Origin of the sequence: Gordonia humi, assembly GCF_014197435.1 — a bacterium.
Taxonomy (GTDB): domain Bacteria; phylum Actinomycetota; class Actinomycetes; order Mycobacteriales; family Mycobacteriaceae; genus Gordonia; species Gordonia humi.
In genome coordinates, this window is record NZ_JACIFP010000001.1 from 57,231 (window position 1) to 72,737 (window position 15,507).

Genomic DNA, 15,507 nt, shown 5'->3' on the forward strand with positions numbered 1-15,507 from the left:
CCATCATAGTGACCATGCGTTCGGTACAGGGAACGATCCGCGAGATCGCAACACAGACCCCGCGCGAGATCGTCGCGATCGGCGTGTCGATGTGGGTGGTCGGCACCTCGTACGGTGCGGCCGCGCACGGCATCGGTCTGGCCTGGTGGCAGATTCTGCTGATGGCATGCGTCGTACTCGCCGGATCGTCGGAGTTCGTACTGGTCTCGGTGGTCGCCGCGGGCGGGCTGCCGGTCGTCGGCGCGCTCGCCGGACTGCTGGTCAACGTGCGCAACTTCTCATACGGACTGTCGGCGGGCCGTTTTCTACGACACGATCGAACGCTCGTCGCGGCCGCTCACATGGTGAACGACGAGACCGCTGTCTACTCCGCACCGCACCGCGATCCGACGAAGGCGCGCGCCGCATTCGTCGTCTGCGGCATCGCCGTCGTGGTGTGCTGGCCGCTCGGCGCGTTGACCGGCGCACTCGTCGGACAGGTGATCGGTTCGCCAGAGACACTCGGGCTCGACGCCGCGTTCCCCGCGCTGCTCGTGGCTCTCGCCCTGCCCGCGCTCCGCAATCGCGAGACCCGGTGGGCCGCTCTGTTCGGCGGCGCGATCGCCTTGGCGACAGCAGGATTCGTCGCCGCGGGACTTCCAGTACTGCTGTCGCTGATCGGTATCCCCCTCGGGCTGCTGATGACCGGCCGACGTCCCGCGCGCACCGACAGCACGGTCGAGTCATGACCGGCTGGCAGTTCGCGGGCGCGGTCGCCCTGCTCGCCGGAGGCACCTACGCCATCCGCCTCGCGGGCGTCACGCTGCGGACCAGGACCACGGTCTCACCGCTCGTCGAAGCTCTCCTGGAGCGGTCGACCATGGTGCTGCTGATCGCTGTCGGCCTCACCGGAACCCTCTTCGAGGGGACCGACCTCGCCGGCCCCGCACGCCCCGTCGGGGTCGCGATAGGCGTCGTCGCGGCATGGTTCAAAGCGCCGCTGGTGGTCGTGATCGTCGCCGCGGCGGCATCGACGGCGCTGTTGCGGCTGGCGGGGGTGCCGTAGCTCGACCCCGTATCTCCTGCGCGGACGGCTCCTGAGCGCGGGCCGAGGACCCGGCGCGCATGCGGCCTCGCCCTACAGCCGCTTGAGCGCCGACCTGGTCAGCGTACGGACATCCGACTGTCCCGACAGACCGAGCGTCAGATCGAGTTCGGCGACGATGTTCGCGACCGCGTCGCGCGCACCGTCGGCACCGTTCAAAGCGAGACCGTACATGTGCGGGCGTCCGATGCAGACCGCATCGGCCCCGAGCGCCAAGGCCTTGAACACGTCGGAGCCGGTGTAGAAACCGGAGTCGACGAGGATCTTGAGTCGCCCGGACACGGCGTCGACGACGTCGACGAGCGCATCGGTGGACGAGATCGATCCGTCGACCTGTCGACCGCCGTGATTGGAGACGATGATGCCGTCGACGCCGCGCTCGACGGCCTCGAGCGCGTCGTCGGGATGCAGGACGCCTTTCAGCACGATCGGCAGGTCGGTCAACTCGCGCAGCACGGCGAGATCGTCCCAGTTCAACGACGGCCGCGAATAGATGTCGAGGAAAGTCTCGACGGCCGCGCGCGGCTCGGGCGCGGTGAGGTTGCGGCGCAACTCCCCCGGTACGTTCCGCGCGATCGACAGCAGGGTCTTGATCGCACCGATGCTGATCTCCGGCTTCTCTTTCGTCGCGCCTTTGAGCCGCTCGGCGACGATCTCCCAGAACGTCGGATCGGAGGTGTACTGGTCGATGCCCTCCGCGCGCGCGAACGGCAGCGACCCGAGGTTCAGATCCTGCGGGCGCCAGCCCAGCATCGTGGTGTCGAGGGTGACGACGATCGCCGCCGCGCCCATCGCCTCCGCGCGAGAGACGAGACTGCGCACGAGACGGTCGTCGGTGGACCAGTACAGCTGAAACCAGCGCGGGGCACCGGGCCGCACCGACTCCATCTCGGCGGCGACGTCCTCCATCGGCGCGCAGCCCTGGTTGGAGAAGATGTACGGCAGACCGAGTTCGGCCGCGGCGTGCCCGATGTGGACGTCGGCGCGATCGTGGGCGAGCGCGCCCGCCCCGACCGGTGAGAACAGGATCGGGGCCGGCAGCGTCTGACCGAAGAGATCCGTCGCCAGATCGCGGTCGCTGGTGTCGCGCAACATGCGCGGAACGATGGCCCACCGGTCGAGCGCCTCGCGGTTGGCCGCCATCGTCCGTCCCTCACCCGCGCCCCCGGCGACGTACGCCCAGCCGCGCCGGCTCATCCTCGCGCGGGCGCGCCGCTCGAGAGTCGCGAAGTCGGTGGGGACGGACGGGGTCCGTCCGTGGATTCCCGCGGAGTAGATCTCATTCTGTCGTGCCCGCCCATAGTTCTGCGCCATGGCGTTCATTCTGGCCTACGCCGGCGCGTGTGCGGTCAGTCCCGGCGCAGGAAGAAGTAGAAGTGGTCGTCTCGGACCAGAGACGTACTGCCGTTCATGATCCCCATCAGGGTGTTCTCGTCGACCCTCTTGAAATGGTCGATGACCGGCTGGCCGTCGTAGACCATGGACGCGGTCGTCTCACCGCGGAACTCGACCATCCACAGGCTCGCCGCACCCTTGCCGATCTCGAGATCCGAGTACAGTTCGCCGTCGGCGTTCCGACACACCATCGGAGCGACGTCGTAGCGGCCGCGCAGCCATTTGCCGTGCCAGCCGACCGCCGCCAGCTGCCCGTCGAGCTTGTGCCCGGACGGCAGTTCGCCGCCCGCCCAGTCGCCGATGACGTCGTCGACGGACACCGGCGGCAGCGCCGCCCAGATCGCGTCCAGATCCGCGGGCGCGCTGATCTCCTGCGATGCCGCCAGTCGCTCGAACTCGGCGACGGCCCACTGCTCCGTAAGTTGACTCATGCTCACCGATGGTACGGCAATCTGAGTACGTTCGTTATCAGCTTGCTGCGCGACCCTTCACCGACGCCTGCAGCGCCGCGAGCAGGTCGGCCACCTCGTCGTCGCCCTCATCCTTCGGCGGCTCCGGCTCCTCGAACGCCTGACCGCCGCCTGCCTTCGCCTCGATCAGCTTGGCCAGTTCCCGCTGATAGGTGTCCTCGAACTGCGACGGGTCGAAGTCGGAGGCCATCGTCTCGATGAGAGAGGCGGCCATGTCGAGCTCCTGGTCGCGGATCTGCACATCGGAGGAGAGGAAGTCGAAATCGGGCTCGCGGACCTCGTCGGGCCACAGCAGCGTCTGCAGGGTCATCACCCCGTCGATCACGCGCAGCGCGGCGAGCCGGGTCCGATTGCGGAGGGTGAAGTTCGCGATCGCCAGCCGCTCTGTTCGCTCGAGCGCCTTCGCAAGCAGGACATAGGCTTTCGGAGATTTCGACGAAGGCTCCAGATAGTAGGGCTTGTCGAAGTAGATCGGATCCACCTGATCGATCGGCACGAACTCGAGGATCGAGATCTCGGGGCTCCGGGTCACCGGCAACTCGGCGAGATCGGCCTTCGTCAGTATCACCGGTTCGCCGTCGTCCGTCTCATAGGCGTTGGCGATATTCGCGTACTCCACCTCGGTGTCGGTGCCTTCGCGCACACGGCGGTACCGGATCCGGGTGCCGTCCTTGGCGTCGACCTGGTGCGAGCTGCGGTCATGACTCTCGGTCGCCGAGTACACCTTGACCGGCACATTCACCAGACCGAAGCTGAGGTCGCCCTTCCAGATGGAACGCATGCAGCGATTGTGCCACGGCGTCGTACGAATCGAGCCGCGACGACGCGGCACAGCAACTCGATGCCGACGCGGCACAGCAACTCAATGCCGACGCGGCACAGCAACTCAATGCCGACGCGGCACAGCAGCTCAATGCCGACGCGGCACAATGGCTCCATGCCGCAGAAGCTGGAGGTCGACGGGCGGTTCATCACCGTGACCAACCTCGACAAGGTGATGTATCCCGAGACCGGCACGCGCAAGTTCGACGTCCTGCAGTACGTGATCGAGGTCGCGGACGTGATGCTGCCGCACATCGCATCCCGTCCCATCACGCGCAAGCGATGGCCGCACGGCACCGGATCGGGCCCGTTCTTCGAGAAGGCGCTGCCACCCGGAACCCCGGACTGGTTGGCGCGCTTCACTATCGCGCACAACGAGGGCAAGACCGTGTATCCGGTGGCGCGATCGGCGGCCGACCTGGTGTGGCTGGCGCAGATGGCGGCGCTGGAACTGCACGTCCCGCAGTGGCGGATCGATCTGTCGGGAGTCGGCTCGGCGGGTGACGAGTCGCGTCGTACCGATCGCCTCGTCATCGATCTCGACCCCGGCCCGAACGTGCCGCTGAGGCACTGCGCCGACGTGGCGCTCGCGATCCGCGACGTCCTCGCCGACGCGGGGCTCGACTCGTACCCGGTGACCAGCGGCGGCAAGGGCGTCCACGTCTACGCGCGGTTCCCCGCACCGGTGAAGTCGGAGTCGGCGCGGGCCGTCGCCAAGCAGATCGCCGATTCGCTGGCCGCAGCGCATCCCACGGAGGTGACGGCGTCGATGTCGAAGGCGGCGCGGACGTCGAAGGTGTTCCTCGACTGGAGTCAGAACACGGCCGCCAAGACGACGCTGGCCCCCTATTCGCTCCGCGGTTCGGATCGGCCGCTCGTCGCCGCGCCGCGCACGTGGGACGAGCTCGCCGACCCGACGCTCGCCCAGTTGGACTACCACGACGTCCTGGACCGGCTCCGCGCCGACGGCGACCCGCTGGCCGACCTGGATCCGGTGATCGAGTCCGTCGTCGACAAGACCGTGGACCTCGGCGAGTACCGCAAGGCGCGGTCGTCGCGACTGCGCGGCGAGGCCGGGCCCGCCCGCGTCACCGGCACCGTGTCGGGAACCGCACCGATGCTGGCCGCCGACGAGGCGATCGACGGACTGACCGACGATGCGTGGGCGTTCGAGGGCAAGTGGGACGGCTTCCGCATCCTCGCGCGCCACCGCGACGGCGATGTTCGGCTGTGGTCGCGGTCGGGAGTCGACATGACCGCCGACTTCCCGGAGCTGCGCGAACTCGGTGCCGTCCTGCGCGGATTCGACGTCGTCCTCGACGGTGAGATGGTCGCCTACGACGCGACCGGCCGCACCGACTTCGGTCTCCTCGCGTCGCGACACCGTCGGGGCGACGAGTACACGCTGCGGTACCTGGTGTTCGACGTCCTGGAACTGAACGGCACCGATCTGACGTCGACGCCCTGGGACCGTCGACGTCAGATCCTGGACGAACTCGAACCGATCATCTCCTCGGCGTCGATCGCCGAGGTTCCCGGCCTGCTTCCCGGTCCCGGCGCCGACGCCGCCGAGCACGCCCGCGCCAACGGCTGGGAGGGCGTCGTCGCCAAACGTCGCGCATCGACATATCAGCCCGGGCGACGCAGCGCCGACTGGCGAAAGCACAAGAACTGGAACGACATCGAGGTGGTGGTCGGCGGCTACCGCCCCGGCCGCGGCGGACGGTCGGGCACCATCGGGTCGCTGCTCGTCGGGCTGCCCGCCGAGGGTGGGCTGCGGTACGTCGGCCGCGTCGGCACCGGATTCACCGACTCCGACCTCGACGCCCTCCTCGCCGAGCTCGAACCACTGATCATCGGTCGCAGCCCGTTCATCGGAACCCTCGACAGACCGGTGGCATCGAGTGCCACCTGGGTGCTGCCGAAGCTCGTCGCCGATGTCCGGTTCATGGACTGGACGTCGACGGGACACCTCCGTCATCCGAGTTGGCGCGGTGTCCGGCGCGACAAGCTGCCGGGAGATCTGTAGTACCGCGGCGCCTCGCACAGGTGGTCCGGCTCGGTCGAGTCACCGCTGCCCGGCGGGCCGACGCGCGGAGACCGAGACGGCGCTCGAACCGCTGGGGCTACTGCTGGGCGGGTCTGCGACGACTCCCGCCCAGCAGCAGGTCTCGGCGCCGCTCGACGGCGGAGGGGCCCGACCGACGCGGAACGTTCGAACGGTGTCAGCTCAGGTGGTGCACCTCCTGCAGTCCGTAGACCGGGGTGTCGATGCCCTCGAAGCGAGCCTTGAGCTGCAGAGCCAGGTACAGCGAGTAATGGCGCGACTGATGCAGATTGCCGCCGTGGAACCACAGGTTCTCCTGCTGGGTGGGCTTCCACATGTTCCGCTGCTCGCCCTCCCACGGGCCCGGATCCTTGGCCGTGTCCGAGCCGAGGCCCCACACCTTGCCCACCTTGTCGGCCACGTCCTGACCCATCAGGTCGGCGGCCCAACCGTTCATCGAACCGTAGCCGGTCGCGTAGACGATGACGTCGGCCTCCAGTTCGGTGCCGTCGTCGAGCACCACGCTGTCGGCGGTGATGTGGTCCACGCCTCCGTGCGCGAGTTTGATGGTGCCGTCGGCGACGAGTTCGCACGCGCCGACGTCGATGTAGTACCCGGAGCCGCGGCGCAGGTACTTCATGAAGAGGCCGGAGTCGTCGTCGCCGAAGTCCAGGAGGAAACCGGCCTTCTCGAGGCGATCGTAGTAGTCCTTGTCCTGCTCACGGATCTCGTCGTACAGCGGGATCTGGAACTGATGCATGATCTTGTACGGCAGCGACGCGAAGGTCATGTCGGCCTTCTTGGTCGTCATACCCGAGGCCACGGCCTCCTCGCTGTAGAGACCGCCGAGCGCGATCTTCATCAGCGACGCCGATTTCACCACGTGTGTCGAGGACCGCTGCACCATGGTGGTGTCGATGCCGTTCTCCACGAGGGCCTTGCAGATGTCGTGAGCCGAGTTGTTGGCGCCGATGACGACGACCTTCTTGCCGACGAACCCGTCGGGGCCGGGGTGCTGCGACGAGTGGTGCTGATCGCCCGCGAAATCGCCCGCGCCCGGGAACGACGGCACATTGGCCTTGCCCGACATGCCGGTGGCCAGGATCAGCTGCGTCGGATGCAACGTCATCTCCTCGCCGTCACGGTTCAGCTCCACGGTCCAGCGGCCCTGCGCCTCGTCGTAGGTCGCCGACGTGCACTCCGTGCGACTCCAGTACGGCACCTCCATGACCCGCGTGTACATCTCCAGCCAGTCGGCCACCTTGTCCTTGGGGGCGAACACCGGCCAGTTGGCCGGGAACGGCAGATACGGGAGGTGGTCGTACCAGACGGGGTCGTGCAGGCAGAGGGTCTTGTAGCGGCCGCGCCACTGGTCGCCGGGACGGTCGTACTTGTCGACGACGATCGACGGCACACCGAGTTGACGGAGTCGCGCGCCGAGGGCGATGCCGCCCTGGCCGCCGCCGATGACCAGCGCGTACGGCTCCACGGTGCGTCCGAGCGCGGCATCCTCCTCCTCTCTGCGCTCGGCCCACGACTTGGCGCCCGGATCGCTGCCGTGTGTGGCGCCCAGCGGACGACTGAACCCCTGCGACTCCTCGTGTCCCTTCAACTCCTGGAGAGTGGTGAGCAGCGTCCACGCGCGGTCCACGCCGTCGTCATCGGTGCGGATGCGCAGTTGACCGAAGCCTCGCCCGGTCTCGGTCTCGAACGTGATGAACGCCTCGGCCACGCCGTCGGCGTCGGTCGGCTCCTCGTCGGCGACGAAGCCTCGTGGCTTCGTCTCGGCCAGACGCGCCGTCAGCATGTCGATGATCTGCTCGCGGCCCTCGACCGTCTTCAGGTTCCAGGTGAACGAGACGAGGTCGCGCCAGTAGCTGTCCTCGACGAACAGCGCGGCCACCGCCTGCGGATCACCGGAGGCCAAGGCCTCGTTGAACTCGGCGAGCCAGGCGTCGACCCGCTCGGCCGGCGTCGCCGCGGTGTCGATCGGCGCGTCCACGGTCTGCGTCATGATGTGTCCTCTCCAGCAGTCCTTCATTCTTGTGATGGACAGCACACTCTCCCGGCGACCCCGCCGACAAGGGTTGCAGAGGGTTGCAACGCCGTTGACCGCGCTGCACGAGCGGGCGCACTCTGTACGGTGACAGAGATGTGACTGCGACCACATTCGAGTGAGGTGCACCATGACCACTGCGTATCGGGCTCCCGAACCGGCGCTCACCACCGGCGAGGATCCCCGTGAGTTCGCTCAGGTCCTGCACAAGGTCTACGACGCCGCGATGACCGGCGCCCGGCTGCCCGCACGTCCTCGCTCCGTGATCGAACAGTCGTGGGCGCGTGCCCTGGATGCCGGGGTCGATCCGGACATCGGCGGTCCGGCCGATCCGATCGCGGCCGCCGATCTCGCGGCGCGCCGCGGCGCGTCCGGTCTGACCGAGCTTCTCGACGATCTCGCGCACGGTCTGGACGTCGTCCTGCGCGACAGCCCGAACATCCTGGTGGTCGCCGACGCCGAAGGCCACGTCCTGTGGCGCGCCGGGACCTCGGCGGTCCGACGACGCGCCGACGGCCTCGGCTTCGTCGAAGGCGCATCGTGGGCCGAGAACGCGGTGGGCACCAACGCCATCGGCACGGCGCTGACCTCCGGACGGGCCGTCCAGGTGTTCTCCGCCGAGCACTTCGTCCGCACCCATCACGCGTGGACGTGCACCGGTGCGCCGATCCGTGATCCGCGCACCGGCCGCACACTGGGCGTGGTCGACGTCAGCGGTCCCGCGTCGTCGATCCATCCTGCGACCGTCGCCCTGGTCGACTCGGTGGCCCGTCTGGCCGAGGCCCGACTGCAGGGCGCGCACCGCGACCAGCTCGACATGCTGCGGTCGGTCGCCGCGCCCATTCTGGCCCGCACGGGACGGCCCGCGCTGGCCGTCGACGAGTTCGGCTGGGTGGCCGCCGTCGATCGGGTGGAGCCGCGGCGCCGCATCGCGCTCCCGCCCGACGTCTCGCCCGCCCGCATCGTCGTCGCAGGCCTCGGACTCTGCGATGTGGAACCGCTGCCCGGCGGCTGGCTGGTGCGCCCCGCGGGCGAGACCGTCCACGCGGGCACCGTCGTCACGATCGGCGACGTCGTGACGGTGACCTCGGGAGACGGCGCCTGGACGCACAGTCCGTCACCGCGACACCGCGACCTGCTGACGTTGCTTGCGCGCCACCGCACGGGTATGACCGCCGCCGAACTGTCCACGGCACTCTTCAACGATCCGACGCGCACGGTGACCGTCCGCGCGGAGATGTCCCGACTGCGCAAGGTGTTCGGCGGACTGCTCGCGACCGGCCCGTACCGGTTCGCCGACGAGGTGTCCGTCGCGGCGTGAGAACATCGGCGCTCCGCACCGTGCTGTACACCGTCGGGAGTGCCCGATCGTCACCGGTGCGGTCGAAGCGCCGCCTTCCGGATCTTTCCCGCGGGCGTCATGGGCAACGCGTCGACCACTTCGACGCCGTCGGGCACCTTGTAGTCGGCCAGAGCGCGCCGGCACCGGTCGAGCAGCGCATCGACGTCGACGGCGGCGTCCGCCGGTACGACGAACGCGTACCCGGTCTCCCCGTACCGCGCATCGGCCACGCCGATCACCGCGCACATCGCGACGGACGGGTCTGCGGCGATCACGTTCTCGATCTCGGCCGGGTACACGTTGTATCCTCCGCGAACGTACATCTCCTTCTTGCGGGCGACGATCGCGATGTGGCCGTCGTCGGACATCGTCCCGACGTCCCCGGTGGCGAGCCAGCCGTCGGATCCGAAGGTCGCCGCGGTCTCGTCGGGCTTGTCCCAATACCCTGCGGCCACGCACGCACCGCGCACCTGAAGCTCCCCCGTCTCACCGGCCGCGAGAACCGCTCCGCCGTCGTCGACGATCCGAGCCTGCGCACCGTCGAGCACCGTCCCGATCGACGTGCTGACCAGGTCGAGATCGTCGCCGGGCGGTGAGATCACGCAGGCGCCCGACGTCTCCGAGAGCCCGTACAGATTGGCCAGGCGGGGCCCGGCGAAACGCTCGGCGACCTGATGCGCGAGAGCCGGTTCCAGGTTCGAGCCGCCCACCACGCAGAGTCGGACTCCGCTCAGATCGGTCGCGGTGAACGACGGTGCACCCAACAGCATCCGATACATCGTCGGCACCCCGACGAACACCGACACCGGAGTCCGCGCCAGCCGATCGGCGACGAGATCGGGGTGGAATCGCGGCAGCAGGGCGACGGCGCCACCCGCGACGAGAGTCGAGCCGACGGTACAGGTCAGTCCGCCGACGTGGTTGAACGGCATCGCACCCAGGATCGTGTCCTGTGCGGTCTGCGCGAACCGATCGGCCTGCATCGCGGCCGATGCGAGCAGGCTCCGGTGGGTGAGCGTCGCGCCTTTGGGGTCGCCGGTGGTCCCCGACGTGTACAGGACGACGGCGAGATCGTCCGGTGTGACGGTCGGATCGTCGGCCGCCTCGGGCGCCGCGGCGACCGACCCGTTCCACGAATCGTCGCCGTCGCCGAGGTACCGGATGTGCTCGACGGTCGGCAGCTCGGGTCGCAGTCCGTCCAGGAACGGCCGGAACGCGAAGCCGCCGGCCTCCTCCTCGCAGATCAGGACGCGCGCACCCGACTGGCCGAGCATGTAGGTGAACTCGTGTTCGCGATAGACGACGTTCAAGGTCACCAGGATCGCGCCGAGTCGTGCGGTGGCGAAGTAGACGACGAGCCAGTCCGGGCTGTTCGATGCGGCGATCGCGACCCGGTCGCCGCGGGCGACGCCGAGCCCGCGCAGCACGTGCGCCGCCCGCCCCGACCGCTCGTCCATCTCGCCGTACGTGATCGTGTCACCGCCGAAATGCACGAACGGTGCGTCACCGGTGTCCCGCGCCCGGGCGGCGAGCAGTCCGCTGATGGTCCGATCCGTCATGGAGTCGATGAACGAGGCCATGCCCCAACGTAACCCGACAATCGGGCAGCGCGGACGGATTCATCCGGAATGGTCGCGGTGCGGTCGACGGGTCGACCCGAGCCGCTCCCGCGCATCGTCGGGCATGCCGAACACCAGGTCGCGTTCGGTGAGCAGCGCGGCACGACGATCGAGCGTACGACGTCGCGCATACAGCTGCTTGTAGATCCGGTTCGACCCGACCGAGTTCGCCGCGATCTGACCGGTGAGCTCGTCGATCGCCGCATCGAGATCGTCGTCGGCGACGCAACGGTCCGCCAGCCCGATGTCGGCGGCCTCTCGACCGTCCACGAACCGACTCGTGAAACTCAGCTCCTTGGCCCGGGACTCGCCGACGCGCTCGGGCAGTCGCACGGACATTCCCCACACCGGCGCCAACCCCCACCTGCCGTGGGTGTCGGCGATCCGAGCCGATTCCGCGACGACGATCAGATCGCATGCCAGCGCGAGTTCGAGTCCGCCGGTCAGACAGTGTCCGCGGACCTTCGCCACCGTGGGCATCGGCAGCGCTTCGAGCGCGTCGACGATCTCGGCCTCCCGGTACCGGTTCGCCGCCGCCTCGTCGTCGGCCACGGATCCGAGGTCGTGTCCGGCGCAGAACGAGCGACCCGCGCCGGCCAGCACCACGCAGCGGACGTCGGTACTCTCCGACAATCGGTCCAGGTGAGCGGCAAGTTCCTCGAAGAGCTCCGGGGTCACCGCGTTCAGCTTGTCCGGGCGATTCAGGGTCACGGTGGCGACGGCGGCGTCGATGCCCGTGGTTACCAGCGGTTCGGTCATGTCGGTCCCCGGCTCACGCGGTCAGATCGGCGTAGCGCGCGATGTGCAGATCTGTGGAACCGTACTCGTTCTCGATGACGGTCAGCCGACGGAAGCACCGGCTCACCGCGGTCTCGGCGACCATGCCCATGCCGCCGAGGAGCTGAACGGCGTTCTGTCCCACGAAGCGTCCCGCGCGTCCGACGGTGGCCTTGGCCACCGACACCGCCCGCGCGCGTTCGTCCGGTTCCGCGTGCAGCGACGCCGTCGCCAGATGCACGGCCGACACCGACTGCTCGATCTCCATGTACATGTCGACCAGCCGGTGTTGGATCACCTGGAAGTCCGAGATCGCCTGACCGAACTGTCGACGGCCCTTCGTGTACTCCACCGTCTCGGCCAGTGCACGACGCATCAGTCCGACCGCCTCCGACGACACCGCGACCGTCGCCTCGTCCATCACGCGGGACACGATCGGCCACGCCGCACCCTCGTCGCCGAGCAGTGCGGTCGCGGGCACCTCGACACCGTCGAACACGACATCAGCGGCGCGACGACGATCGGTCGTGCCGTACTCGGCCAACCGCAGCCCCGACGGACGCGTTAGGCCCTCGATCGGGACCAGGAACAACGAGATCCCCGACTCGTCACGCCGCGCACCGGACGTCCGAGCGGTCACGATCAGATGTGTCGCGTCGGGAGCGCCGACGACCACCGTCTTCTCACCGTCGAGGATCCACCCGTCGCCGCTGCGCCGCGCCGTGGCGGTGACATCACGACGGCAGTGCCCGCCCGCCGCCTCGGTGGCGGCGAAACCGATGCGCACCGTTCCGTCGACGATGCCGCGGAGGAGTTCGTCCGGCCCGCCCGCGTATCGCAGCAGACCGGCGCCGACCACGGCGGTCTCGACGAACGGTTCCGTGGCCGTCGCCGCGCCGAGCGCCTCGGTGACGGCCATGATCTCGACGGCGCCGCCACCCGATCCGCCCACCGACTCGGGCAGGGCCACGCCGAGGACGCCGATCTCGTCGGCGAGTCCGGCCCACCGATCGCCGTCGTCGGCCTCGCGCGTGCTCAGGAACGCCGACAGCGACTCGGTGAGCAGTTCCTGTTCTTTGGTCAAGGTGAAGTCCATCAGATCCCCAATGCGGATTTGGCCAGGATGTTTCGCTGGATCTCGTTGCTGCCCGCGTAGATCGTGCCCGCGCGGTCGTTCAGGTACCGCAGCGGCGCCACCGCCTGCCAGGGCTCTCCGCTGACGTATCCGTCGGCGGGCGGCTCGTACCCCGGGACCGGTCCGCCCGGTCGCGTGGCGTGCGGCTGGTAGACGGCGCCCCGCGGACCGGCCGCCTCCAGCAGCAGTTCGGTGAACGTCTGGCTCAGCTCGGTCGAGAGCACCTTGACCATCGACGACATCGTCCCCGGCGATCCGCCGTCGGCCACGACTGACAGCACCCGGAACTCAAGCATCTCCAACGCGTCGACGCGGATGCGGGCCTGTGCGAGCTTGTTCCGGAACACCGCGTCGTCGATCAGCGGCCGGCCGTCCGGGCCGGGCGCGGTCCGCGCGGCCTCGAGCACCTCGGCCGCCATCACCTGCAGCAGCGGGGCCGCGGCCACGCCGCCGCGCTCGAAGGTCAGCAGATACTTGGCGACCGTCCATCCGTCGTCGATCTCGCCGACGACGTTGGTCTTCGGCACACGCACAGCATCGAAGAACTCCTCGTTCTGAATGTGCTCGCCGGAGGACATCACGACGGGTTTGACCTGCACGCCCGGCGAGGTCATGTCGATCAGCAGGAAGGTGATGCCCTGCTGCTTGCGGCCGTCGCGGGAGGTCCGGACCAGGCAGAACATCCAGTTCGCCACGTTCGCGTGCGTGGTCCACACCTTGGTGCCCGAACAGACCAAGTCGTCGCCGTCGGCGACCGCCGACATGCTCAGCGACGCCAGATCCGATCCGGACTCCGGTTCGGAGTAGCCCTGGCAGAAGACGATGTCGCCGGAGGCGATCCTCGGCAGGAAGTACTCCTTCTGTTCGGCGGTCCCGAAAGCCATGGTCGCGTGTGCGACCTGGGAGATGCCCATCGGCGACAACGCCGGCGCACCGGCCAGCACCGATTCGCGGCTGAAGATGTAGTGCCGGGTCAACGACCAGTCGCATCCGCCGAACTCCACCGGCCAGGCGGGAGTCGCCCACCCACGCCGATGCAGGATCCGCTGCCACTGCATGCTCGCATCATGATCGGCGTACACGCTGGTCATCAACCGCCCGGCCGCCCGCAGTTCCGGGGTGAGCTCGGCGTCGAGGAACGCCCGTACCTCGTCCCGGAACGCGAGATCGTCCGGGGACCACTGGATGTCCATTCTTCTCCTGTCGTTCTGATGCCGCCTCGTGTACGCCGATCACCGGTCCTGGAACTGCGGTTCGCACCGCGCTCCGGAACGCCGTCGCCGCGTCCGTGCGGTGCCGCATGGGCGAGGTCGTGTCCGGGTACGGTCCTGCGACGCGATGCTCGCGTGGGTTGGGCGCTGCGTCGCCACTGAATCTAAATCCTGTCGATTACGTTCGCAAGCCGTCTCGGGATCCGATCCGGCGGTCCGTCGCGGGATTTAATCTAAAGGTTGACGGCACTCGGATCGCATGGGTAGCCTCTGAACGGTTCGCGCCCCGGCATCCGGTGGATCGGAACGAGTCCCGCCGCTCCTGCGGTCACGGAATCCGCCGTGACCCGGTCTACTGAACACACCCGAACCGACCGGAGGACCCCCGTTGTCCGTACGTCTCACCTTCTGCCTGACCAGACTCCCCCATCTCTCGCGCACCGAGTTCCTCGACTACTGGTACGACGTGCACGCACCTCTGGTCCGCGAACGCGCCGAACTCCTCGGCATCATCGGGTACGAGCAGTCGCACACCGTCGACGGCGATCCAGCGGCGCCGCTCGCCGCACACCGCGGAGCGCCCGGAGCGGTCTACGACGGGGTCGCCTCCCTCTGGTTCGAGTCTCTCGACGCGTTCCGATCCGGTGGACGGACTCGCGAGGAACGGGTCGCCGCGGCCGAGCTCGTCGAAGACGAGAAGAACTTCATCGATCTGTCGAAGTCACCGCTGTGGATGACCCGTGACCGCATCGTCGTCGCGCGTGACGGCTTGTGCGACGAGTAGACATCGACAAGGACAGGCGCTCTCGGAATCGAGAAGCACACGAGTGGCCGGGACGCCGTTCGACGCAGTGCACGGCCTTCGTTCAGGACGCCGCGACCGTGATCGCTCCGGCGACGACCGCGTCGGTGCCCGCATGCAGCAGACCCGTGATGAAGCTGCGGATCGTGACCTCGAAGAGCTGGTCCTCCGACCAGGAGTTCGCCGCGAGCGCCCGCATCAGCGCCGGATGGCGGTCCGCGTCGGCATGAGGGAACACCGCGGTATCGCTCGCACTCGACGTCGCGCGTCGCAGGCTGGACAGCACCGTTGCGAACGAGATCTTCTCCAACCCGTCGAGCAGGGCGACATGAAGCGCCGGGTCGATGTTCGACTCGGCCAGAATGTGCGCGCACCAATCATAATTTCCGGTGAGGACATCACGCGGAAGGAATTCCACAAGGACGATCGCAGCATTCGGATAGCGGCGAATGGCTTCACGATAATTGAAACTCAGCTCAACGAACCATTCCACCCAGTCGTCGTCTTGAGGCATCGGCGGCATCGGTGCCTCCCGCATGATCTTTCGAGCCACCTCCGTCATCAGCGCATTCCGGTCGGCGAAATAGTGGTACAGCGACGAGGTCTGGACGCCAAGTGCCCGAGCGACTTTCGGCATCGAGAACTTGTCCATGCCGATTTCTTCGATCAATTCGATGCTCGTATCGATCACCGACTGATGATCCAACAGGGGCTTACTGGGCCGAGCCATATTCCAGCCCTCCACTT

Annotated in this window: 13 protein-coding genes and 1 pseudogene; 5 read left to right on the top strand and 9 right to left on the bottom strand. The window is 68.2% G+C overall.

What is annotated here, in order from left to right; genetic code table 11:
• The first annotated feature begins 14 nt into the window (after positions 1-14).
• Both BKA16_RS00260 and BKA16_RS00265 read left to right on the top strand, forming a co-directional pair.
• Positions 15-728, top strand: a complete 714-nt coding sequence (locus BKA16_RS00260; protein ID WP_183368683.1) for an AzlC family ABC transporter permease — start codon at positions 15-17, stop codon at positions 726-728.
• Positions 725-1,045, top strand: coding sequence for an AzlD domain-containing protein (locus BKA16_RS00265; protein ID WP_183368684.1), 321 nt, complete (start codon positions 725-727; stop codon positions 1,043-1,045). Before BKA16_RS00260 ends, BKA16_RS00265 begins: the two co-directional genes overlap by 4 nt.
• A gap of 72 nt (positions 1,046-1,117) precedes the next feature.
• Here BKA16_RS00265 and BKA16_RS00270 read toward each other — a convergent pair whose 3' ends face one another.
• The 3 genes and pseudogenes from BKA16_RS00270 to ku form a co-directional block, all read right to left on the bottom strand.
• Positions 1,118-2,398, bottom strand: coding sequence for an alpha-hydroxy-acid oxidizing protein (locus BKA16_RS00270; RefSeq protein ID WP_183368685.1), 1,281 nt, complete (start codon positions 2,396-2,398; stop codon positions 1,118-1,120).
• Between the two features lie 35 nt (positions 2,399-2,433).
• Entirely contained in the window at positions 2,434-2,910 is a 477-nt protein-coding gene (locus tag BKA16_RS00275; protein WP_183368686.1) for a DUF4334 domain-containing protein, read from the bottom strand.
• A 46-nt stretch (positions 2,911-2,956) separates the two neighbouring features.
• Positions 2,957-3,730, bottom strand: a pseudogene (ku, locus tag BKA16_RS00280) (non-homologous end joining protein Ku); the annotation flags it as partial.
• Between the two features lie 156 nt (positions 3,731-3,886).
• On the opposite strand from ku, the gene ligD reads away from it, so the two are divergent.
• On the top strand, positions 3,887-5,800 hold the full coding sequence (gene ligD / locus BKA16_RS00285; protein ID WP_183368688.1) for a non-homologous end-joining DNA ligase: 1,914 nt from the start codon (positions 3,887-3,889) through the stop codon (positions 5,798-5,800).
• A gap of 196 nt (positions 5,801-5,996) precedes the next feature.
• Here ligD and BKA16_RS00290 read toward each other — a convergent pair whose 3' ends face one another.
• Entirely contained in the window at positions 5,997-7,832 is a 1,836-nt protein-coding gene (locus BKA16_RS00290) for an NAD(P)-binding domain-containing protein (protein WP_183368689.1), read from the bottom strand.
• A 172-nt stretch (positions 7,833-8,004) separates the two neighbouring features.
• Here BKA16_RS00290 and BKA16_RS00295 point away from each other — a divergent pair, with 172 nt between their 5' ends.
• Positions 8,005-9,195: a GAF domain-containing protein gene (locus tag BKA16_RS00295; RefSeq protein ID WP_183368690.1), complete on the top strand. Its 1,191-nt coding sequence runs from the start codon at positions 8,005-8,007 to the stop codon at positions 9,193-9,195.
• Positions 9,196-9,245: 50 nt separating this feature from the next.
• On the opposite strand, the gene BKA16_RS00300 is transcribed toward BKA16_RS00295, so the two are convergent.
• From BKA16_RS00300 to BKA16_RS00315, 4 genes are read right to left on the bottom strand one after another with little or no spacing between them, the layout of a single operon-like run.
• Positions 9,246-10,796: a class I adenylate-forming enzyme family protein gene (locus BKA16_RS00300; protein WP_183368691.1), complete on the bottom strand. Its 1,551-nt coding sequence runs from the start codon at positions 10,794-10,796 to the stop codon at positions 9,246-9,248.
• 39 nt (positions 10,797-10,835) lie between these two features.
• The gene (locus BKA16_RS00305) at positions 10,836-11,594 is read right to left on the bottom strand and encodes an enoyl-CoA hydratase/isomerase family protein (RefSeq protein ID WP_183368692.1); all 759 of its coding nucleotides are present in this window, start codon (positions 11,592-11,594) and stop codon (positions 10,836-10,838) included.
• 13 nt (positions 11,595-11,607) lie between these two features.
• Positions 11,608-12,708 (bottom strand): acyl-CoA dehydrogenase family protein, encoded by a 1,101-nt coding sequence (locus BKA16_RS00310; protein WP_183368693.1) that lies wholly within the window; start codon positions 12,706-12,708, stop codon positions 11,608-11,610.
• Positions 12,708-13,940 (bottom strand): acyl-CoA dehydrogenase family protein, encoded by a 1,233-nt coding sequence (locus BKA16_RS00315; protein WP_183368694.1) that lies wholly within the window; start codon positions 13,938-13,940, stop codon positions 12,708-12,710. The genes BKA16_RS00310 and BKA16_RS00315 overlap by 1 nt, the downstream gene beginning before the upstream one ends.
• 406 nt (positions 13,941-14,346) lie before the next feature.
• On the opposite strand from BKA16_RS00315, the gene BKA16_RS00320 reads away from it, so the two are divergent.
• A complete protein-coding gene (locus tag BKA16_RS00320) occupies positions 14,347-14,742 on the top strand; it encodes an EthD domain-containing protein (protein WP_183368695.1) in 396 nt (131 codons plus the stop codon).
• 82 nt (positions 14,743-14,824) lie between these two features.
• Here the strand turns inward: BKA16_RS00320 and BKA16_RS00325 are convergent, their stop codons facing one another.
• Positions 14,825-15,451 (bottom strand): TetR/AcrR family transcriptional regulator, encoded by a 627-nt coding sequence (locus BKA16_RS00325; RefSeq protein ID WP_343067224.1) that lies wholly within the window; start codon positions 15,449-15,451, stop codon positions 14,825-14,827.
• Positions 15,452-15,507: the final 56 nt, after the last annotated feature.